Genomic DNA, 21,198 nt, shown 5'->3' with positions numbered 1-21,198 from the left:
GGCACCGGAGCCGCCGCGCGGGCGCTCGTACGGGTTCCACCCGTACGGGGCTCCCGGCACCCGACCGGTCGGTAATGTCGGCCCCATGACTTCCTCCAGCGACCCCGCCGCCCCTGCCGCCCCCGCCGTCCCCGCCAAGGCGGCGGCCAAGGACCCCTGGGACCTCCCCGACGTCTCCGGCCTCGTCGTCGGCGTCCTCGGCGGCACCGGCGACCAGGGCCGGGGCCTCGCCTTCCGGCTCGCCAAGGCCGGCCAGCGGGTGATCATCGGCTCCCGCGCCGCCGACCGCGCCCGGGAGGCCGCCGCCGCGCTCGGCCACGGCGTCGAGGGCGCCGACAACGCCGAGTGCGCCCGCCGCAGCGACATCGTGATCGTGGCCGTCCCCTGGGACGGCCACGCCAAGACGCTGGAGTCGCTGCGCGAGGAGCTCACCGGCAAGCTCGTCGTCGACTGCGTCAACCCGCTCGGCTTCGACAAGCAGGGCGCCTACGCCCTCAAGCCCGAGGAGGGCTCCGCCGCCGAACAGGCCGCCGCGCTGCTCCCCGGCTCCCGGGTCACGGCCGCCTTCCACCACCTCTCCGCCGTCCTCCTCCAGGACACCTCCCTGGAGGAGATCGACACGGACGTGATGGTCCTCGGCGAGGAGCGCGCGGACGTCGAGATCGTCCAGGCCCTCGCCGGGCGCGTCCCCGGGATGCGGGGCGTCTTCGCGGGGCGGCTGCGCAACGCCCACCAGGTCGAGTCGCTCGTCGCCAACCTGATCTCGGTGAACCGCCGCTACAAGGCCCACGCCGGGCTCCGCGTCACCGACATCTGAGCCGGTCCCGGCGGGGCGGGGCGCATGGGGGACACTGGACGGGCACAGCAGCCGTACCCGGACAGGAGCCGACCCCCATGCCCCGCCTCGCCCTCTACGCCCTCGTGGTCTGCGCCCTGGCCGTCGCCGCGGCCGTCGTCTCCTTCGTCGAGGGCAGCTTCCTCGGCGTCGTCTGGGTCCTGATCGCCGGACTCTCCTCCAACATGGCCTGGTACTACATCCGCCGCGCGAAGGTGGAGAAGGCCGCGGCCGGACCTGCCGACGCCTGACCTGCGGGGTCGCCAACGGGGGAGACCCCACCGACCCGCCGCCGGATCAGCCCGCCGTCCAGGCGCGGAGGGCCGCGACGTCCGCGAAGGCCGCGACGTTCTTGTCGTGGGGCGTGTCGGTGTACTGGTGGAAGGTCCAGGCCGTCTGGACGCGGGGCTGCCCGGCGGGCACGTAGTCCGCGATCCAGAGACCGTCACAGGCGTACGACGTGGTGTCCACGTTCAGCCAGAAGTCGCGGTTCGTGTAGAGCACCACCTTGTTGCGCGGCTTGAGCCGCTTCACCTCGCGGAGGAAGGCGTCCTTCTCGGCGCAGCTCGCGCGGGTGCCGTCGCCGGTGGTCTCCCAGTCCACGGCCAGCAGGTCGCCGTCCTTCGCGGACGCCTTGGAGACGAAGTACGCGGCCTGGGCGGCGAGGTCGCCGGGCCAGAGGAAGTGGTAGAAGCCGACTACCAGACCGCCGTCACGGCCGGTCTTGGTCTGGTTGGCGAGCCTGGGGTTGACGTACGTACGGCCCTCCGTCGCCTTGATGAAGACGAAGGAGAGACCGGCGGTGTCGTAGGAGGACTGGAACGCGCTCACGTCGATGCCGTACAGCATGGGATTCCTCGTCGTGCCTGAGCAGGGAGGGACTGCCTGCTGGCTACCCCGCCCCGCCGAGGACGATCCCCGGCCCCCACTTCGAACGTCCGCATGAACCCGTCCCCCGTACGAGGGGCGCCGTACGGCCGATGCGGTCGCTTCGGGGGCGGTGACGGGTCGGGGAAGATCGAGCCGTAGGTTCCTGCGGCGCAAGGCGCAAGGCGCAAGGCGCAAGGCGCCCTGCTGGCCAGTAGGCCTCCGATGTGCCAGCGGGTGCCCCTGCCTCCGGTGTCTCATTTCGGCATTTCCTGGAGGATGGTGCCGTGCTGAGCTACTTCTACTGTGTCACCAAGTACGACCCCTCCGACCGCGACGAACACGGTTCCTACACCGGCCCGGAGGACACCGCCAGCGATCACGGCGAGGTCGAGGCGGCCTATCTCCAGGCGGTCGCGGCATTCGCCAGGGACACCGGAATCGATCACTTGGCCGTACGCGAACCGCAAGTCCCCTCCCTGGCACACTTCGGCGTCGAGCCTCCGGTAGCCGGCTTCGGACTGGACGGGCTCTTCCCGTCCGGTCCGGCCGACTTCCACGACGGGGCCGAAGTGCCGCTCGATATCGGGCTGGAACTGGTGCGGGCCATGCTGCGCGACAACGGCGCGTGGTGCAGGTTGGAGGTCGAGGACACCTTCGCGGCCCACGTGGGGTGGGACCAGTACCTCTACATCAGCAGCAGTCGGCCATGCGCGGAGGCGCTGGCCCGGACCCGCGAACTCGGGCTGTTCCCAGAAACCATGGACGCTTCCCCCTACAGCTTCGAGGACGAGGAAGAAGGAATCCAGCGGCCCGGCGACGACGACTTCTGGGCTTGCCTGCACCGGGCCGTCCGCGACGGTGTCGCCGGAGTCCTGGAAGAGAACCCCCTCGGAGGTGCCACACGATGGCACCATCTCGCCGTCGACACCCTCAGCACAGTCCGCGCCGAACTGGCTCCCCGGGCCCGCCTGGGGGTATGGCCTCCCTTGTCCCCCGACGTCGGAACCGTTCTGGGAGCACTCCCCGCCGAAGGCCTCATCGAAGGCGTCTGGCTGGACGATGCCGGCCGTATCCTCAGCGCCATCGCCGACGAGGACGACTTCCCGGAGCTGACCGCGCGGATGTCCAGTGCCCCCGCCGCCGCACTCCTGCCCGTCTCCGCGGATGAACGTGTGCCTCTGTTCACCGCTGTCATGCCTGACGACGACGGAGTTCTCCGAGCTCGCTGGCGGACCCAGCCGACGCCGAACGACCGGCACTGGGCTCTTCGCCATCACCAAGGGTGAGCGCGACGACCCGCACGTCCCACCCCAAACGGCAACGAGCTTCCGAAGTGCCGTCGGAGTTCGGATTGTGCGCCGTCTGCCCGGAGGGCAGGCCTGCCCCTCACGTTGTCGCGGCACCGTCTCGTGCTCGCACTGGGCAACTGTCCGACTACGCACAGCGGTACCGTTGGAAAGAGGGTGGGGGACAAGAGCGTTGAGGGTCTGATGCATGGGAGTGGGGCCAGTGACGACACGACAGCCGAACACCGCGCTTGAACGCCTGTTCCGCGAGAGCGGGTGGACCATGCGGCAGCTCGCCCAGGCGGTCAACCGCGTCGGGACCGAACACGGCACCCCCCTCAGGTACCAACAGCCCTCAGTGCACCAGTGGTTGAGCGGCCACCTGCCGAAGGAATCCGTCCGGCCCCTGGTCCTGGAAGCGTTCGCACGAAAGCTGCTCCGTCCCGTCACGTACACCGAAGCGGGATTCCCCGCGCCCCCGGGAGAGTCGAACCGTCGCCCGGCCACCGTGGAAGGCCTGATCGACCTCGGGAGTCAGGACATGGACCCCTCGCGCCGCAGCGTCCTGGGCGCGGGACTGTTCTCCGTCGCGCTGACCGTGCCAGGTTGGCAAGACGTGGTCGGGCGCATGGAGGCAATCAAGAAGAATCCGAGACTGCGCATCGGTCAACCAGAGGTTCAGGCGGTCAAGGCGATGACCGAACGCCTTTCGGACCTCGATGACGATTTCGGCGGGCGCTATGCACGGCCCATGGCGGCGGCCTTCCTGGTCAACACCGTGACCCCGTACCTCAAGGCGGACACGTCCAGTGAGACGCAGAAATCCATGCTTTCGGCTGCCGCGTTCCTCTGCTACCTGACCGGTTGGATGGCCGTTGACGAGGGTGCCCACGGGCGAGCGCAGCAGTATTACGTGAAAGCCCTGGAACTCGCGGGTGCGGGCGGGGACCACACCACCTACTGCCATGTCCTGCGAGGCATGTCCGTACAAGCCGCGAACCTCGGGCATGGAGTACCGGCGGCGAGGCTCGCGACCGCAGCCGCAGAAGCGGCGCCGGAGTCCACCCCTCGAATGCGTGCGTTCATGGCCGGACAGCAGGCACACGCCCACGCCCTCGCCGGAGAAAAGGCGAACGCGCTCACCAGCCTGCGCGAGGCGGAACGTGCGGTCAACCAGGCGGAGAGTCAACTGGGAACCTTCGGTGGTTTCAGCTCGGCCACCTTAGCGTATTCCACGGCGGAAGTCCGACATGCTTTAGGTGACGTAAAGGGAAGTGTTGAATCCCTGCACGACCATTTCCGTTTACGGGATTCATCGGACATGCAGCGGAGTAAGCTTATTTTTAGCTCACTACTCGCCGAGAGGCAGCTTGAAATCGGTCACCTGGAAGCGGCATGTGCTACTTGGGGCGCCGTTCTGGATGAGTATCCAGCGATTCACTCAGGGCGAATTGATGGACAGATCGGAGCAATTCCGTCTCTACTTTCACCCTATCAAGGAAATTCGCTTGCCCGGCGAACTTCCGAACGGGCCATTGCGCTAGGTGGGAAATGAGAATCCCCTGCACCTCTACCTCGATACGGGTGAAGGTGCAGGGGTTCGCCATGGTTGATGGCCGATCTCGCATGTCCGAGGCGTCAGCGTCCTCTCTGCCGAGCGCAGGCGGCTGCCTGGGGTCCCACGTCAACCAGCTCGGCCGGGAAGCCCTTGCCGCACCGTCTGGAGCCCGGTCTAGATCCCGCAGAACTCCGGGGCCGACTCCCAGAAGCGGAAGAGCTGCGAGCCGCAGTAGCGGGTGAGCTCCGGCACTCCCAGCGAGCGCAGCAGCGTGTCCACCAGGTCGAAGAAGGCTCCGTTGACCGCCGGGACGAACAGCAGCGCGATCACCACGAAGAAGCCGTACGGGGCGAACGGCTCGACCTGCCGCTTCACCTTGTACGACAGCCAGGGCTCCAGGATTCCGTAGCCGTCCAGGCCCGGCACCGGAAGCAGGTTCAGGAGCGCGGCCGTCACCTGGAGGAAGGCCAGGAACGCCAGCGCGAACTGGAAGGCGACCGGCACCCCGTCCAGCGCGCCCAGCCAGAACGGAGCCGTGCAGACCACCGCGAACAGCACGTTCGCCAGCGGGCCCGCCGCCGAGATCACACTGTGCTTCCAGCGGCCGTGGACCCGGCCCCGCTCGATGAAGACCGCGCCGCCCGGCAGACCGATCCCGCCCATGATCACGAACAGCACGGGCAGCACCACACTGAGCACCGCGTGGGTGTACGCCAGCGGGTTCAGCGTCAGGTACCCCTTCGCGCCGACCGTGATGTCCCCGCCGTGCAGGGCCGTACGGGCGTGCGCGTACTCGTGCAGACAGAGCGACACCACCCACGCCGAGGTCACGAAGAGGAAGACCGCGAGGCCGGGCGAGGCGGCGAAGTCCGTCCACACCGCCCACCCCGTGACGGCCATGACGGCGACGATCGCCAGGAAGACGGGGCTGATCCGCCGCTCGTGGCGCCGGTTGGTGGCCGTGGTCATCTCGGAAGCTCCAGGGGACGGGGTCGTACGGTGCCTGATGTGCGGGAAACGTACCGGGTCGCGGGCCGAGTTCCGGAACCGGGCACCGGCTCACGGACAATGGGCCCGTGCGCTACTCCGTTCTCGGCCCGACCCTCGCCCAGGCGCCCGACGGCACCGACGTGCCCGTCGGCGGCCCCCGGGTGCGAGCGCTGCTCACCGTCCTCGCGCTGCGCGCCGGGCGGACCGTCCCCGTGTCCGAGCTGGTCGACGAGGTCTGGCACGGCGACCAGCCGCCCGCCGACGCCGTCGCCGCCCTCCAGGCCCTCGTCGGACGGCTCCGCAAGGCCCTCGGCCGCGACCGGATCGTCTCCGACGGCGGCGGCTACCGGCTCGACGCCCGGCCCGAGGACGTCGACGCCCGCCGCTTCGAGCACCTCGCCTCGGACGGGGTCACCGCGCTCGGCGCCGGAGACCCCGCGAAGGCTGCCGCCCTCCTCGACGAGGCCCTCGGGCTCTGGCGCGGGCCCGCCCTCGCCGACCTGCCGGACCGTGACGCGGAGGCCGCCCGCTGGGAGGCCCGCCGCCTCGACGCCCGCCGCGCCTCCCTCGGCGCCGCCCTCGCCCTCGGCCGGGCCCCCGCCGCCCTCCCCGAACTGACCTCGCTGTGCGCCGCCCACCCGCTGGACGAGACCCTCCAGGCCCTGCGCATCCGCGCCCTGCGGGACACCGGACGCGCCGCCGAGGCCCTCGCCGCCTACGAATCGGTCCGCCGCGCCCTCGCCAACCGCCTCGGCACCGACCCCTCCCCGGCGCTGCGCGCCCTGCACGCCGAACTGCTCGCGGCCCCGGAGCCGCCCGCCGCCCCCACCGGACCCGCGCCCGCCCGCGCGGACACCGTCCCGCCGGGGCCCGCCGCCCCGCCGCCCGGGAACCTGCGGGCCCGGCTCACCAGCTTCGTCGGACGCGACGAGGAGATCGCCGCCCTCCAGGACGACCTGCGGGCCGCCCGGCTCGTCACCCTCCTCGGCCCCGGCGGCGCGGGCAAGACCCGGCTCTCCCAGGAGGCGGCCGAACGCGGCGCGGGGACCGGCGCCTGGCCGGACGGCGTCTGGGTCGCCGAGCTGGCCGCCGTCACCGACCCGGAGGCCGTCGCCGAGGCCGTCCTCGTCGCCGTCGACGCCCGCGAGACGGTCCTGCGCGGCGCGGGCGCGGAGGAGCTCAGAACCGGGGACGACCCCGTCGCCCGGCTCGTCGAGCACTGTGCGGACCGCCGGATGCTCCTCCTCCTCGACAACTGCGAACACCTCGTCGGCGCCGCCGCCGCACTCGCCGAGACCCTCCTCGCCCACTGCCCCGGCCTCCGCGTCCTCGCCACCAGCCGGGAACCCCTCGGCGTCCCCGGAGAGACCCTCCGGCCGCTCGGCCCGCTGCCCGCCGCCACCGCCCTGCGGCTCCTCGGCGAACGCGGCGCCGCCGCCCGACCCGGATTCCGCGTCGACGACGACCCCGAGGCGGCGGCCGAGATCGTCCGCCGCCTCGACGGGCTCCCGCTCGCCGTCGAACTCGCCGCGGCCCGGCTCCGGCTCCTCACCCCCCGCCAGATCGCCGACCGCCTCGACGACCGCTTCCGGCTCCTCACCTCCGGCTCCCGGACCGTCCTGCCCCGGCAGCAGACCCTGCGCGCGGTCGTCGACTGGTCCTGGGACCTCCTCGACGAGGACGAACGCGCCGTCCTGCGCCGGCTGTCCGTCTTCACCGGCGGCTGCGACCTGGAGGCGGCCGAGGCCGTCTGCGGCGACGACACGGGCACCGACGTCCTGCACGCCCTCGGCTCGCTCGTCGACAAGTCCCTCGTCGTCTCCGCGCCCGACGGCCCCGGAATGCGCCACCGGCTCCTGGAGACCGTCGCCGAGTACGCCCGGGAACGGCTGGCCGAGACCGGGGAACGCGCCGGGGTCGAACGCCGCCACCTCACCCACTACCGGGAACTGGCCCGCCGCACCGACCCCGAACTCCGCGGCGCCGGACAGACGGCCGCCACGGCCCGCTTCGGCACCGAGTACGGCAACCTGCGCACCGCCCTGCGCCGGGCCGTCGACGCCTGTGAGGAGGACGAGGCCCTGGTCCTCGTCCACTCCCTGCTCTGGTACTGGCAGATGCGCGACCTGCGCACCGACGCCCTGCACTGGGCGCGGGCCGTGGCCGCCCTCGGACCCGACCCGTTCACCCCGCCCGCCCCGCCCGTCGTCCCGCTCCACGAGGCGTGCACGGCCACCCCGCCGCCGCTCTCCACCGAGCAGCGCTGGGAGGCCAGACGCGGGGTGCGACTGGTCGAGCTGATCAACATGAACCACGAGACCAGCCGCTGGACCACCCCCGAGGGCACCGCCCGGCTCCGCGAGATGACCGCGGGCTACCACCCCGGACTGCCCCAGACCTGCCGTCTCCCCGGCTCCTTCACCTTCTTCGCGGTCCTCCTCGTCGGAGACCCCGGCCGGATGCACGAGCTGCTCGACGCCAGCGTCGACGCCTGCCGCGGATACGGCTACGAGTGGGACCTCGCCAACGCCCTCCAACTGCGCGCCAACATGCTCGCCAACCGGGGAGACCAGGCCGCCGAAGCCATCCGCGACGCCGACGAGAGCCTGGAGATCTTCGTCCGGCTCGGCGACTCCTGGGGCGCGGCCGAAGCCCTCTCCTCCCGCGCGGAGGCCAGGGAACGACGGCTCGAATTCGACCTGGCCGCCGCCGACTTCGCCGCCGCCATCGGCTACGCGGAACGGCTCGGCGCCCAGTCGCAGACGGCGCTCCTGCGCGCCCGGTACGCCGGGACCCTCATCGAGACCGGGCGGTTCGCCGAGGGCGAGACCATCCTGCGGGACATCCTCGACGGCCCCGCGGGCCGCGCCCACGAGATCCAGCTCGGCACCCGGATGTACCTCGGACTCGCGCTCGGCCGCGGTGGCCGCACCGCCGAGGCGCGCGAACACCTCCTCGCGCTGCGCCGGGACTTCGACACCGTGGCCCTCTCCCTCTTCGAGGGCTTCACCCTGGGCTGCCTGGGCTGGCTCGACGCCCTCGACGGCTCGTACGACACCGCGCTCGGCCTCGCCGTACAGGGGTACGAGCGGTCGCTCGAAACCCTGTCGATGACGGTCGCCCCGCAGATGCCCGCGAACCACCTGGTCGTCGCCGCCTGGGCGCTCGGCGGGCTCGGCGGGCCGTGGGCCCGGACCGGCGCGGTGCTCCTCGGCGCCAGGGGCGGGCTGCTCCCGCCGGGCTACCTGCTGCCGCCCGCCGAGGCGGAGAACCTGCGGCGGGCCACCGGGACCGTCCGGTCCGCCCTCGGTGACGAGGACTTCGAGGCGGCACGCGCCGAGGGCGGCGGCCTCTCTCTCGAAGAGGCCGCCGCCCTGCTCGGTCGCGCCGCCGACGCGATCAGTGGGCGCGCCGAGTCCTGATCCCCCGCTCACCCCCGTGGCGGACTCAGGTCTTCTTGCGGAACTTGGCCACCGCGAGCGGCGCCGTGATCACCGTGATCGCCAGGGACCAGCCGAGGGTCATCCACACGGAGTGGGCGACCGGGCCGCCGTTGACCAGGTTGCGGGCGGCGTCGGCGAGGTTCGACAGCGGGTTGTAGTCGGTGAACGTCTCCAGCCAGTCGGGCATCGAGGTCGGCGGGGCGAAGATCGACGAGCCGAACTGGAGCGGCATCAGGACCAGCATCGCCATGCCCTGGACCGCCTGGGCGGTCTTCACGGTGAGACCCAGCAGGATGAAGATCCACATCAGCGACGCTCCGAAGACCATCGACAGGGCGATGGCGGCGAAGAGGTGCAGGACCGAGGTGTGAATGGTGAGTCCGAGCAGGAAGCCCATGCCGAGCAGGATCGCGGTGGCGATCAGCATCCGGCCGACCTCGACGACGATCTTCGCGATCAGGACGGAGGACCGGGCGATCGGCATCGTCCGGAACCGGTCCATGACCCCCTTCTTGAAGTCGTCGTTGATGCCGACGCCGACGGCCATCGCGATGTTCATGCCCATCATCGCCATCAGGCCCGGGGTCACGTAGTTGACGTAGACCTCGTTGTTGCCCTTGCCCGAGATGGCCCCGCCGAAGACGTACACGAACAGCAGGATGAAGATGATCGGCATCAGGACGGCGTCGAACATCGACTCCGGGTCCTGCTTGATCTGGAGCGCGTTGCGCCGGGCCAGGGCGCCGATGTGGCGCAGGTTCCCGCGCAGGCCTATCCGGCCCTCCGCGACGGGCGCGCGCCGCGCCCGGGCCGGGGCCGGAGCCTGGGCCGGGGAGCCGCCGGGGGACTTGGTGACCGTGGTCGTGCTCATGCGGCGACCTCCTCGTGGATCTCGTCGGAATCGGCGGTCTTCTGGCCGGTGATCGCGAGGAACACCTCGTCCAGGCTGGGCAGATGGGTGCCGATGTGGGCGATGCCGAATCCGCGCGCGCCGAGCAGCGCCACCACGGCCGTCAGCTGCTCGTCGGCGAGGATCGGCACGTACAGCGCGCCCTCGTCGGCGACGATCGTCGAACCGGCGACGCCGTCGAGGCCGGTCTCGCGGAGCGCGGCGGCCATCGCGGGCAGCTGCCCCGGGTCGATCGGCCGCACCTTCAGGGTCCGGCCGCCGACCTTGGCCTTCAGCTCGTCCACCCCGCCCCGGGCGATGACCTTGCCCCGGTCGACGACGGTCAGCTCGTTCGCGAGCTGCTCCGCCTCCTCCATGTACTGGGTGGTGAGCAGGACGGTGACGCCCTCGGCGACCATCCGCTGGACCTCGTCCCACACCTCGTTGCGGGTGCGGGGGTCGAGGCCGGTGGTCGGCTCGTCCAGGTAGAGCACGGCCGGGCTGCCGATCATCGAGGCGGCGAGGTCGAGGCGCCGCCGCATCCCGCCGGAGTAGTTCATCACGGGCCGCTTGGCGGCCTCGGTGAGGGAGAACCGCTCCAGCATCTCGTCGGCCCGGCGGCGGGCGGCGGGGCGGGAGAGGTCGAGCAGCCGCCCGATCATGTAGAGGTTCTCCCAGCCGGACAGCTTCTCGTCGACCGAGGCGTACTGCCCGGTCAGACCTATCGTGCGGCGCAGCTGGCGGGGGTGCTTCACCACGTCGTACCCGGCGACGACGGCGGTCCCGGCGTCCGGGACGAGGAGGGTGGACAGACAGCGGACGAGAGTGGTCTTCCCGGCGCCGTTCGGCCCGAGCACGCCGAGGACGGTGCCCTCCCGGACGTCCAGGTCGACCCCGTCGAGGGCCTTGGTGGCGCCGAAGTGCTTCACGAGGCCCCGGACCTCGACGGCGTTGGTGTGTGATCGCGTCATGCCCCCATGGAACACGGCGCCACCGACAACGCCCCGACAGACGGCCGACAGCCCCGCCGGCGCTCCCCGCCGGGGCTGTCGGCTGTCTGTCGGCGGGGCCCTCGGGATCAGTAGGAGCCGGTGACGCCCCAGACCGAGGTCCTGGTGTTCGCGCGGTTGCTCGCGATGCCCTCGCCGAAGGAGGTGTACCCGGCGTCGTCGAGCATGGGGGTGTAGCAGTAGTACTGGCCCAGGGCCGAGTCCCAGAGGGTGCCGTAGCAGTGGCCGGAGTAGGTGCTGGTCTCGTTGCGGTGGGTGGAGCCATCCACCCGGGGCCCGTCGGAGTAGACCCGGGTCCAGACCGAGCGGCACGACGGGCTGTACCGGAGCTGGATGGTGCCGATCCGGGCGCCGTCCGCGTACAGGGCGGCGGACCTGGCCGTGATGGCGTCCGCGGCGCAACCGCTGTCGATGGGGTGCCGGAGGTCGTGGCCGGGGTTGGCCTGGGCGCTGCCGGAGAGCCCGGCGAGGAGTGCGGTGCCCGCGACGACGACGGCGGCGGCGCGCTGGAGGGCGGGGGAGACGCGCAAGGTGTCCTCCGGGGAGTGGGGTGGGTGGAGCGTGCGGTGGTGAACGTTCCACACGGCCGCCCCGCCGGACAACGGCGTCCCCGTCCCGTCCGGTCCCGTCCCCTTCCCGCCCCTTTCCCGTCCCCGTCCCGTCGCTTCCCGTGGCGTCTCGCCCCGTCCCCGCCGCCTCCCGTCCCCGGGGGCCGGGACGGCGGACGGCCGGGGCCCGCGCGTACGGGCCCCGGCCGTGACCGGCGGCCCGCCGATGGGGGATGTCGGCGGGCGCCGGGTGGTGCCGCGGTGGTCAGTGGAAGGTGTGCTCCTCGGCGGGGAACGCCCCGCCGCCGACGTCCTCGGCGAAGGCGCGGGCGGCGTCGCCGAGCGTCCCGCGGAGGTCGGCGTACTGCTTGGTGAAGCGCGGGACCCTGCCGCCGGTGAGCCCGGCCATGTCGGTCCAGACGAGGACCTGGGCGTCGGTGTCGGGGCCCGCGCCGATGCCGACGGTCGGGATGTGCAGCGAGCGGGTGACCTCGGCGGCGAGTTCGGCCGGTACGAGTTCCAGCACGACGGCGAACGCGCCCGCGTCCTGGGCCGCCTTGGCGTCGCGGAGCAGCTGGTGCGCGGCCTCGTCGGAACGGCCCTGCACCCGGTAGCCCATGGTGTTCACGGACTGCGGGGTGAGGCCCAGGTGGGACATCACGGGGATGCCCGCCTGGACGAGCAGTTCGGTCTGCGGCAGCGAGCGCTCGCCGCCCTCCAGCTTGATCGCGCCGACCCCGGCGTCCTTCACGAGCCGGGTGGCGTTGCGCAGGGCCTGGACGGGCCCCTCCTGGTACGAGCCGAAGGGCAGGTCGCCGACGACGAGCGCCCGCCGGGTGCCCCGGACGACGGCGGCGGAGAGCAGGGTCATCTCGTCCATCGTGACGGGCACGGTGGTCTCGTAGCCGAGGTGACAGTTGCCCATGGAGTCGCCGACGAGGAGGACGGGGATGCCGGCCTCGTCGAAGACGGAGGCGGTCATCGCGTCGTAGGCGGTGAGCATGGGCCACTTCTCGCCGCGGGTCTTGGCGGCGGCGATGTCGTGGACGGTGATGCGGCGCGTGCCCTTGCCGCCGTACAGCGCCCCGCTGCTGTCGGCGGGCGGTTTCTGGGCAGCCTGAAGCGTCATGGCGAACGGCTCCTCGTGTCATCTCGAGGCGCCCTGACGGCGTCCCCGGATCACATCCATGGTGGCACCTCGCCCGGCGGCCGGGGAAGTGGGCCGCAGTGGCGCTGTTCACACCGGCGGGTCGCGGGGCGTCCTCCGGTGGGTCGCGGGCGGGTACGGCCCCGGCGTCGGCGTGCCGTACGGCCCCGGCGCCGTACGGCGCCCACCCCGGTCGGGGTCCCCGCGTCGGGACCGGCTCCCGCCCCGGCCCCGGCCCAGGCCCTCGCCCCCGCCCCGGAGTGCCGTACGGCCCCGGTGTCGGGACCGGTGCCGGGACCGGCTCCGGTCTCGCGCGGTGCGGGAGTGGCGCGGGAGGCGCCCCACGTAAAACCTCGGTCAGCTTTTTCGATACGAGACGGTCTCGTATCGAAATGGACCTTAGGGTGACGCTCATGTCACAACCGTCCACCGCACCCGCCGTACCGGCGGGGCCGCACGTCCCCGAGGCCGTCCACCGGCGCCGCTGGGCCGTCCTCGGCGTCCTGATGCTCAGCCTGCTGATCGTCGTCCTCGACAACTCGATCCTCAACGTGGCCGTCAGGACGATCGCCGCGCCCGCGCCCACCGGCATCGGCGCCACCCAGAGCGAGCTGGAGTGGTCGATCAACTCCTACACGCTCGTCTTCGCCGGTCTCCTCTTCACCTCCGGCCTGCTCGGCGACCGCCTCGGCCGCAAGAAGGTGCTGCTCTTCGGCATCACCGTCTTCGGCATCGGCTCCGCCCTCGCCGCCCTCTCCGGCTCCCCGGGCGAACTGATCGCCTACCGGGCCGTCATGGGCCTCGGCGCCGCCTTCGTGATGCCCGCCACCCTCGCCGTCCTGATGAACGTCTTCGAGCGCGACGAGCAGCCCAAGGCCATCGGCATCTGGGCGGGCAGCGTCGGCCTGGCCATCGCCATCGGCCCGATCACCGGCGGCATCCTGCTCGAACACTTCTGGTGGGGATCGATCTTCCTCATCAACGTGCCCGTCGTGCTGCTCGCCCTCGTCCTGATGGCCTGGCTCGTCCCCGACTCCCGGGACCCGAACCCCGGCAAGGTCGACATACCGGGCGTACTCCTCTCCGTCGTCGGCCTCGTCCTCCTCGTGTACGGGATCATCCGGGGCGGCGAACTGGCCGACTTCACCGACGTCACCGCCCTCGCCCCGGCCCTCGGCGGCCTCGCGGTCCTCGCCCTCTTCGTCCTCCACGAGCGGCGCAGCGACCACCCCGCCATCGACATGACGTACTTCAGACGGCCCGCGTTCTCCGCCGCCGTCGCCGCCATCGCGCTGGTCTTCTTCGCGCTGATGGGCGTCACGTTCTTCTCCGCCTTCTACCTCCAGAGCGTGCGCGGCTACAGCGCGCTCCAGTCGGGCCTGCTCATCCTGCCGCTGGCCGTCGCGCAGATGGTGTTCGCGCCCCGCGCGCGGCTCGTCGTCGAACGCTTCGGCGCCCGCGTCGTGTGCACCGCCGGAATGCTCCTGGTCGCCTTCGGCCTCGCCGCGTTCGCCTTCTTCGACGCCGGCACCCCGGTCTGGGTGATGGAGGCCGTCTTCTTCGTCCAGGGCGTGGGCATGGCGCACATCATGCCGCCGGTCACGGTGGCGATCATGCAGGCGCTGCCCCGGGAGAAGGCGGGCTCCGGCTCGGCCGTCAACAACACCTTCCGGCAGGTCGGCGGGGCGCTCGGCGTGGCCGTCCTGGGCTCGGTCCTCTCCTCCACCTACCGGGGCGAGATCGAGGGGCACCTCGGCGCCGTACCGGCCGCCCTGCGCGGAACGGCGGGCGAGTCGATCGAGGCCACCCTCGCCGTCGCGCAGAAGCTCGGCCCGGCGGGCCGCGACCTGATCGCCCCCGCGTACGACGCCTTCCTGAGCGCCATGCACGTCACGGCCGTCGCCTCCGCGCTGATCGGCCTGGTCGGCGCGGCCGTCGTCGCCGCCTTCCTGCCGGGCCGCGCCCCGGCGACCGCCGCCGCCACCGGCCCGGAGGGCGGCGCCCCGGGGGCCTCGGTGCCCGCGCCGGGCGCCGGGGCGGGAGAATCGGCCCGACGTCGGTAACCGAACGAGAGGTGGAGCGCACGTGTCGCGGCAGGACGGCGGGACCCCGGAACCCCACGACGCCGGACGACGGTCCGGGCCGTCCGCCGAAGGCCCCGGCCCGGCCCCGGCCGGGCCCCCGCCCGCCGCGCCGTGCGACGCCCTCCCCGAGACGGCCGGTGCCCGGCGGGGCAGGCCGCGCAGCGAGGGCGTCGAGGCGGCCGTCTTCGACGCGGTCGTCGGGCTCCTCGACGAAGGGCTGCCGCTCGCCGAGCTGTCCGTCGAACGGATCGCCCGCACCGCCGGGGTCGGCAAGGCCACCCTCTACCGCCGCTGGGCGGGCAAGGAGGAACTCCTCGTCGACCTGCTCCGCTCCATCGAGCCCCCGGACCCGGTGCTGCCCGGCACCTCGGTCCGGGCGGACCTCGTCGCCCTCCTGGAGTCGATGCGCGTGCGCGGGGTCGCCAAGCGGAACTCCACCCTGCTCCACAACGTGTTCGCGCAGATGCAGCTCTACCCCAAGCTCTGGGACGCGTACCACCACACCGTCATCGAGCCCCGCCGCCGCCTCGCCCTGGACGCCGTCCGGCGCGGCATGGCGGGCGGCGAGATCCGCGCCGACCTCGACCTGGAGTTCGTCAACGACCTCCTCACCGGCCCGCTGCTGCTGCGCACCGTCATACGCCCCGGCGGCTCCCTGGAGCCCGGCCTGGCCGAACGGGTCGTCGACACCGTCCTGGAAGGACTCCGTCCGCGCGGCTGACCCCGGCGGCACCCCGGCACGGACCCGGACGAATGTGCGCGTTCTGTCACAGCCCCGCTGTTCATGCCGTCCCCAGGAACTCGCCACGCGCCCGTGTCGTCCCTGGGGGAGTACGACGGACCCGTCATCGCCTAGTGTCGACACCGGGTCACGGGGCAAGACAGCACGGCGGCAAGGCAGTGAGGACAGTGCGATGGCACGGGTGGACATGACGGAGACCGAGCACGGCGGCACCGGGAACGGCCCGGCCGCCTCCCGATTCCGGACCACCCTCGAACGGCTCCGGGGCAGCCGGGGCATCTGGCGCCGGGGCATCCTGCTCGCCCTCTGCTCGGTGGCCCTCACCCTGTTGATGGTCTTCCACTCCGACATCCCCAACCGGATCGGCAACCTCGGCAGCCTCACCGAGACCTTCCTGCCCTGGCTCGGCCTCTTCGTGCCGCTGCTGCTGGTCCTCGCGCTGGTCCGCCGCTCGGCCACCGCCCTCATCGCCGTGCTCCTCCCGGCCGTGGTGTGGCTGAACCTCTTCGGCGGGCTCGCCGCCGACAAGTCCGTCCCCGGCGGCGACCTGACCGTCGCCACCCACAACGTCAACGCGGACAACCCGGACCCCGAGGGCACCGCCCGGCTGCTCGCCGAATCCGGCGCCGACGTCCTGGCCCTGGAGGAACTGAAGGGCGACATGGTCCCCACGTACCGCAAGGGACTCGCGGAGGCGTACCCGTACCACTCCGTCCAGGGCACCGTCGGTCTGTGGAGCAAGCTGCCGCTGCGCGCCGCGCAGCCCGTCGACATCCGGCTCGGCTGGACCCGCGCCATGCGCGCCACCGTCGTCACCCCCAAGGGCGACATCGCCGTGTACGTCGCCCACCTGCCGTCCGTACGGGTCAAGCTCAACGCGGGCTTCACCGCCAACCAGCGCGACACCAGCGCCAACGCCCTCGGCGAGGCCATCTCCCACGACCCGAACGAGCGGATCGTCCTCCTCGGCGACCTCAACGGCACCATGAACGACCGCGCGCTGAACGCCGTCACCTCCCAGCTCCGCTCCACCCAGGGCGCGGCGGGCGACGGCTTCGGCTTCAGCTGGCCCGCCTCCTCCCCGCTGGCCCGCATCGACCAGATCATGGTCAAGGGCGTCGAGCCGATGTCCTCCTGGGCGCTCCCGGCGACGAAGAGCGACCACCTCCCGATCGCCGCCCGCGTCCGGCTCTGAAGCGAACCCGCCCACACCGGGGCGGGCGGCGGCGCCGTCGCCGGACGGAGCCGGACCTCCCCGGCCCCGGTCCGCGCGGGCCTCACCGCCGTCGCACCGGTGACCGCCGTCACGGCGGGCCTCCTCGACCGCCGTACGCCCGAGGGGCCTCCCGCGTCGTGGCGGGAAGCCCCCTCGGGGTGGCCGGACCGGCGGTCAGCCGGCCGGGCTCTCCCGCCAGCGGTTCGTGATCGGCAGCCGCCGGTCCTTGCCGAAGCCCTTCGCGGAGATCTTGGTGCCCGGCGGGTACTGGCGCCGCTTGTACTCCGCCGCGTCCACCATCCGCAGCGTCCGGGTCACCAGCTCCTCGTCGAAACCGGCGGCCACGATCTCGTCCCGCCCCCGGTCCTGGTCCACGTACAGCGCGAGGACCGCGTCCAGGACCGCGTAGTCCGGCAGCGAGTCCGTGTCCAGCTGCCCCGGGCGCAGCTCCGCGCTCGGCGGCTTCGTGAGCGAGTTCTCCGGGATCGGCGGGGTCCGGCCGCGCTCCGCCGCCGCGCGGTTCCGCCAGCGCGCCAGCCGGAACACGTCCGACTTGTAGACGTCCTTGATGGGCCCGAACGCGCCGACGGAGTCGCCGTACAGCGTCGAGTAGCCCACCGCCAGCTCGGACTTGTTGCCCGGCGCGAGGACGATGTGGCCCTCCTGGTTGGAGATCGCCATCAGCGTCGTGCCGCGCAGCCGTGCCTGGAGGTTCTCCTCCGCGAGCCCGGTCAGCCCCAGCGCCCCCATGTACGCGTCGAACATCGGCTCGATCGACACCGTGCGGTAGTGCAGCCCGGTGCGCCGGGCCAGCTCGGCCGCGTCGTCGCGCGAGTGGGCCGAGGAGTACGCGGAGGGCATCGACACCCCGTACACGTTCTCCGCGCCGAGCGCGTCACAGGCGACGGCCGCGACCAGCGCCGAGTCGATGCCGCCGGACAGCCCGACCAGCACCGAACGGAAACCGTTCTTCGCGATGTAGGCGCGCACCCCGACGACCAGCGCGGAGTACACCTCCTCCTCGTCGTCGAGCCGGTGCGCCAGGCCGCCCGTCAGCTCCGGCTCGTACGGCGCCAGGGGCTCCTCGGAGAGCACCACCCGGTCGATCCGCAGCCCGTCGTCGACCACGCCCTCCGGCGCGTCCGGGGCGGCGGCCGGAAGCTCCAGGTCCAGGATCACGCTGCCCTCCACGAACTGCGGGGCCCGCGCGACCACCTCGCCCGCCGCGTCCACCACGATCGAGTCGCCGTCGAAGACCAGCTCGTCCTGGCCGCCGGTGCTCGCCAGGTACGCGGTCACGCACCCCGCCTCCCGGGCCCGCCCCCGGACCAGTGCGAGCCGGGTGTCGTCCTTGTCCCGCTCGTACGGCGAGGCGTTCACCGACAGCAGCAGTCCGGCCCGCGCCGCCCGCGCCGCCGGGACCCGGCCGCCGTCCTGCCACAGGTCCTCGCAGATCGCCAGGGCCACGTCGACACCGCGCACCCGGACGACCGGCAGGGTGTCGCCCGGCACGAAGTAGCGGTACTCGTCGAAGACGCCGTAGTTGGGCAGGTGGTGCTTGGCGAAGCGCAGCACCACCTCGCCGCCGTACAGCACGGCGGCGGCGTTCTCCGGAGAACCGGCCGGACGGCCGAGCCGGGGCACGGCCCGCTCGGACCGGTCCAGATAGCCGACGACGACCGGCACCTCCCCGAAGCCCTCGTCCGCGAGGCGGCGGGCCAGCGCGCGCAGCGCCGTCCGGGACGCCTCGATGAACGAGGGCCGCAGCGCGAGGTCCTCGACGGGGTACCCGGTCAGCGCCATCTCGGGGAACGCGACGAGGTGCGCGCCCTGCCCGGCGGCGTGCCGGGTCCAGCGCACGATCGCCTCGGCGTTCCCGGTGACGTCTCCGACGGTTGAGTCGATCTGATTCAGCGCGAGGCGTAGTTGAGGCACACGGCCAGTCTAATCGTCAGACCGACGCGATGTCCTGGGAAAGCGGGGCGCGGAACCGGCGGCTACTTCACCGGGCCGCTCCAGATCACCGTGTCGTACCGCAGAATCTCCGGCTCCAGCTCCACCTGGATCTCCTTGTCGGCATCGGCCGGCAGGGCGAAGGCGAAGTCGCTGGTGGCCCGCTTGCCCGGCAGCACCGTGCCCCGGAACATCTCGGTCGCCCGGCTCCCGTCGAAGATCGTCCCCGCCTCGGCGCCCTTCGCGTCCTTCGCCATCGGCAGCGCCGAGGTGACGTTCAGGGCCCGGTCACCGCCGTTGACGATGGTGATGGTGAACTGGACCGCCTTCTGGCCCTTCTCGTACCCGGCGGCGAAGGCGTCGGGGCGGTAGTGGCGGGGCGCGGAGACGGTGACCTTCACCCCGTCGTCGTAGGTGTGGGTCTTCCCGAACGCCAGCACGGCGGGGCCGGTCTCGGTCGGCTCGGGCTCCGGTGCGGGCGTGGTCCCGGGCGTGGCGGACGTCCCGCCGGGCGTGGCGGACGCCTCGATCTGGAGGATCCCGCCCTCGTCCTCGATCGTGTTCACCGCCAGGGCGAGGACGAGCAGCCAGACCGCCGCGACGACCAGGCTCACGGAGCCGAGGACGATGCCCGCGACGGACTGCCCCCGGTCGTTCGTCTCGCCCCGCCTGGCGCGCCCGAGGCCGACGATGCCGAGGACGAGGGCGACGACGCCCATGATCCCGCCGAGCCAGAAGAGGAACGGGACGATCGCGAAGACCAGTCCCACGATGCCGACGACCATGGCGCCGACCCCGAGCGCCGTACGGGCGGGCGGTGCCTGGAACGGCGGCGGCGGACCCCAGACGGGCGGTCCGGGGGTGTGCGTGGGCGTGGTCATGCGAGTCCTCCGAGCTGGTCAGAAGATCCGACGTTAGACCGCCCGCACAGGGTCTGGCCAGCGGATTCGTCGCCGATGCGGCATCGTGACCGGCCGAAGGCGAGGAGCCGGGGCGCCCGACCGCCCCCGACCGATCGCCCCGGCCCCGCACCGGGTCGTATCCGACATCCCGCCCACCCCGGGCTCGCCTCCGTGCCCGCCGCCGCCCCCGCCGTTCGACATGCGGGGCGGACGGGCCCCGCCGATCATGGCCCCATGACGACCACGGACGATCCGGCGGAGTCGGAGCGGTCCGCCGGGGCCGGCCCGGCGGACCTTCAGGGCGACGGCACCAAGAGGCAGTTCATCTCCTGGCTGACCCTCGCGTTCATGACCACCGCGTCGGTCGCGAGCCTCCGGCCCTCGCCGACCATGGCCATCTACGGCCTCGCCGCGATCTTCCTCTATCTGCTGCCCGCCGTCGTCTTCCTGCTCCCCACCGCCCTCGTCGGCGCCGAGCTGGCCTCCGGCTGGAGCGGCGGCATCTACCGCTGGGTGAGCGAGGCGCTCGGCAAACCGCTCGGCTTCCTCGCGGTCTGGTGCCAGTTCGCCATGACCATCGCGTACTACCCGAGCCTCCTCGCGTACGTCGCCTCCACCTTCGCGTACGTCATCGACCCCTCCCTCGCCGAGAACGGCCTCTACGTCGCGATCGTCATCGTCGTCGTCTACTGGTCAGGGGTCCTGATCTCCTCGCGCGGCACGCGGACGATCGCCGGGCTCTCCTCCTTCGGACTGATCATCGGCACCCTCGTCCCCGGGGTGCTCCTCGTCGCCCTCGGCATCGTCTTCCTCGGCCAGGGCAACCCCTCCGCGCAGCCCATGAGCCCCGACCACTGGCTGCCCCCGTGGACCGGCCTGGCGAGCCTGGTCCTCATCGTCAACAACTTCCTGTCCTACGCGGGCATGGAGATGAACGGCGTCCACGTCTCCTCGCTGCGCGACCCCGGGCGCGAGTACCCCAGGTCCATGTTCCTGGCCACCGGCCTGGTCCTGCTGATCTTCATCCTCCCGGCCCTGGCCATCGCCTGGGTCATGCCGTCCTCGCAGCTCAGCCTGACCGCCGGTCTGATGCAGGCGTTCCAGGCGTTCTTCGACCACTTCTCCATCGGCTGGATGACGAAGGTCGTCGGCGTCATGCTGGTCTGCGCGGCCCTCGGCGGGATGCTCACCTGGCTCTCGGGACCGGCCAAGGGGCTCGTCCTGCTCTCCCGGCAGGAGGGCTATCTGCCGCCCTCGCTCCAGAAGTTCAACAAGGACGGCGCACCCCGGAACATCATGGTCGCGCAGGGCGTCGTCACCACCCTGATCGGCGTCCTCTACGCCTTCAGCGACGACGTCTCCAGCGCGTACTGGATGTTCTCCGTCGTCACCGTGCAGATCTACCTCATCGCGTACCTGCTGATGTTCGTCGCCGTGGTCAAGCTCCGCAGGACCCGGCCCGACGTCGAACGGGGCTTCCGCGTGCCCGCCGTCGCCTGGGTCGCGGGCACCGGCTTCGTCGCCTCGGTCGCCGCGCTCGCCATCGGCTTCGTTCCGCCGGAGCAGTTCGGCGGCCAGCCGCTCTGGCGCTATCTGCTGATCGTCGGCGGCGGACTGCTGGTCCTCGGGCTCGTCATCCCGGCGGCGCTCCTCAAGTACCGCAAGCCCGGCTGGATCCATCCGGATCACAGGCAACCTTCCGACGCGATCTGACGTCCCACCCGA

At 72.2% G+C, this 21,198-nt stretch carries 17 protein-coding genes; 9 read left to right on the top strand and 8 right to left on the bottom strand.

What is annotated here, in order from left to right:
- Positions 1 to 85: 85 nt before the first annotated feature.
- Positions 86 to 817 (top strand): NADPH-dependent F420 reductase, encoded by a 732-nt coding sequence (gene npdG / locus ACIRQY_RS10010; RefSeq protein ID WP_403923428.1) that lies wholly within the window; start codon positions 86 to 88, stop codon positions 815 to 817.
- A gap of 77 nt (positions 818 to 894) precedes the next feature.
- Positions 895 to 1,086 (top strand): hypothetical protein, encoded by a 192-nt coding sequence (locus ACIRQY_RS10005; protein ID WP_366441469.1) that lies wholly within the window; start codon positions 895 to 897, stop codon positions 1,084 to 1,086.
- Between the two features lie 46 nt (positions 1,087 to 1,132).
- Here the strand turns inward: ACIRQY_RS10005 and ACIRQY_RS10000 are convergent, their stop codons facing one another.
- Positions 1,133 to 1,684 carry a GH25 family lysozyme gene (locus ACIRQY_RS10000; RefSeq protein ID WP_351779743.1) on the bottom strand — a complete coding sequence of 184 codons (552 nt, stop codon included), beginning with the start codon at positions 1,682 to 1,684 and terminating at the stop codon, positions 1,133 to 1,135.
- Between the two features lie 305 nt (positions 1,685 to 1,989).
- Between ACIRQY_RS10000 and ACIRQY_RS09995 the strand changes: the two genes are divergently transcribed.
- Positions 1,990 to 2,991, top strand: coding sequence for an RNA-binding protein (locus ACIRQY_RS09995; protein ID WP_403923425.1), 1,002 nt, complete (start codon positions 1,990 to 1,992; stop codon positions 2,989 to 2,991).
- Between the two features lie 223 nt (positions 2,992 to 3,214).
- A complete protein-coding gene (locus ACIRQY_RS09990) occupies positions 3,215 to 4,546 on the top strand; it encodes a tetratricopeptide repeat protein (RefSeq protein ID WP_403923423.1) in 1,332 nt (443 codons plus the stop codon).
- A 177-nt stretch (positions 4,547 to 4,723) separates the two neighbouring features.
- On the opposite strand, the gene ACIRQY_RS09985 is transcribed toward ACIRQY_RS09990, so the two are convergent.
- Entirely contained in the window at positions 4,724 to 5,518 is a 795-nt protein-coding gene (locus ACIRQY_RS09985) for a site-2 protease family protein (protein ID WP_351779738.1), read from the bottom strand.
- Between the two features lie 107 nt (positions 5,519 to 5,625).
- Here ACIRQY_RS09985 and ACIRQY_RS09980 point away from each other — a divergent pair, with 107 nt between their 5' ends.
- The gene (locus ACIRQY_RS09980) at positions 5,626 to 8,961 is read left to right on the top strand and encodes an AfsR/SARP family transcriptional regulator (protein WP_403923421.1); all 3,336 of its coding nucleotides are present in this window, start codon (positions 5,626 to 5,628) and stop codon (positions 8,959 to 8,961) included.
- Positions 8,962 to 8,986: 25 nt separating this feature from the next.
- Here ACIRQY_RS09980 and ACIRQY_RS09975 read toward each other — a convergent pair whose 3' ends face one another.
- The 4 genes from ACIRQY_RS09975 to panB form a co-directional block, all read right to left on the bottom strand.
- Positions 8,987 to 9,853 carry an ABC transporter permease gene (locus ACIRQY_RS09975; RefSeq protein WP_351779732.1) on the bottom strand — a complete coding sequence of 289 codons (867 nt, stop codon included), beginning with the start codon at positions 9,851 to 9,853 and terminating at the stop codon, positions 8,987 to 8,989.
- Positions 9,850 to 10,842: an ATP-binding cassette domain-containing protein gene (locus ACIRQY_RS09970; protein ID WP_403923419.1), complete on the bottom strand. Its 993-nt coding sequence runs from the start codon at positions 10,840 to 10,842 to the stop codon at positions 9,850 to 9,852. Before ACIRQY_RS09970 ends, ACIRQY_RS09975 begins: the two co-directional genes overlap by 4 nt.
- 107 nt (positions 10,843 to 10,949) lie before the next feature.
- The gene (locus ACIRQY_RS09965) at positions 10,950 to 11,411 is read right to left on the bottom strand and encodes a DUF2690 domain-containing protein (protein WP_403923417.1); all 462 of its coding nucleotides are present in this window, start codon (positions 11,409 to 11,411) and stop codon (positions 10,950 to 10,952) included.
- Positions 11,412 to 11,694: 283 nt separating this feature from the next.
- Positions 11,695 to 12,558, bottom strand: a complete 864-nt coding sequence (gene panB / locus ACIRQY_RS09960) for a 3-methyl-2-oxobutanoate hydroxymethyltransferase (protein WP_403923415.1) — start codon at positions 12,556 to 12,558, stop codon at positions 11,695 to 11,697.
- A gap of 431 nt (positions 12,559 to 12,989) precedes the next feature.
- On the opposite strand from panB, the gene ACIRQY_RS09955 reads away from it, so the two are divergent.
- The 3 genes from ACIRQY_RS09955 (at position 12,990) to ACIRQY_RS09945 (ending at position 16,597) form a co-directional block, all read left to right on the top strand.
- Positions 12,990 to 14,639, top strand: coding sequence for an MFS transporter (locus ACIRQY_RS09955; RefSeq protein WP_403923413.1), 1,650 nt, complete (start codon positions 12,990 to 12,992; stop codon positions 14,637 to 14,639).
- A 22-nt stretch (positions 14,640 to 14,661) separates the two neighbouring features.
- On the top strand, positions 14,662 to 15,381 hold the full coding sequence (locus ACIRQY_RS09950; protein WP_351779722.1) for a TetR/AcrR family transcriptional regulator: 720 nt from the start codon (positions 14,662 to 14,664) through the stop codon (positions 15,379 to 15,381).
- 193 nt (positions 15,382 to 15,574) lie between these two features.
- Positions 15,575 to 16,597, top strand: a complete 1,023-nt coding sequence (locus ACIRQY_RS09945; RefSeq protein WP_351779719.1) for an endonuclease/exonuclease/phosphatase family protein — start codon at positions 15,575 to 15,577, stop codon at positions 16,595 to 16,597.
- A gap of 195 nt (positions 16,598 to 16,792) precedes the next feature.
- Here the strand turns inward: ACIRQY_RS09945 and ACIRQY_RS09940 are convergent, their stop codons facing one another.
- Together ACIRQY_RS09940 and ACIRQY_RS09935 are read right to left on the bottom strand one after the other, a co-directional pair.
- Entirely contained in the window at positions 16,793 to 18,553 is a 1,761-nt protein-coding gene (locus ACIRQY_RS09940) for an NAD+ synthase (protein ID WP_403923410.1), read from the bottom strand.
- 62 nt (positions 18,554 to 18,615) lie between these two features.
- Positions 18,616 to 19,452, bottom strand: a complete 837-nt coding sequence (locus tag ACIRQY_RS09935) for a DUF4190 domain-containing protein (RefSeq protein WP_403923408.1) — start codon at positions 19,450 to 19,452, stop codon at positions 18,616 to 18,618.
- Between the two features lie 255 nt (positions 19,453 to 19,707).
- Here ACIRQY_RS09935 and ACIRQY_RS09930 point away from each other — a divergent pair, with 255 nt between their 5' ends.
- Complete coding sequence (locus ACIRQY_RS09930; protein WP_403923406.1) at positions 19,708 to 21,186, top strand: APC family permease; 1,479 nt, start codon at positions 19,708 to 19,710, stop codon at positions 21,184 to 21,186.
- The last annotated feature ends 12 nt before the right edge of the window (positions 21,187 to 21,198 follow it).

The organism is Streptomyces sp. NPDC101490 (assembly GCF_044767145.1).
GTDB lineage: Bacteria > Actinomycetota > Actinomycetes > Streptomycetales > Streptomycetaceae > Streptomyces.
This window is presented reverse-complemented; position numbering and strand designations above follow the sequence as displayed.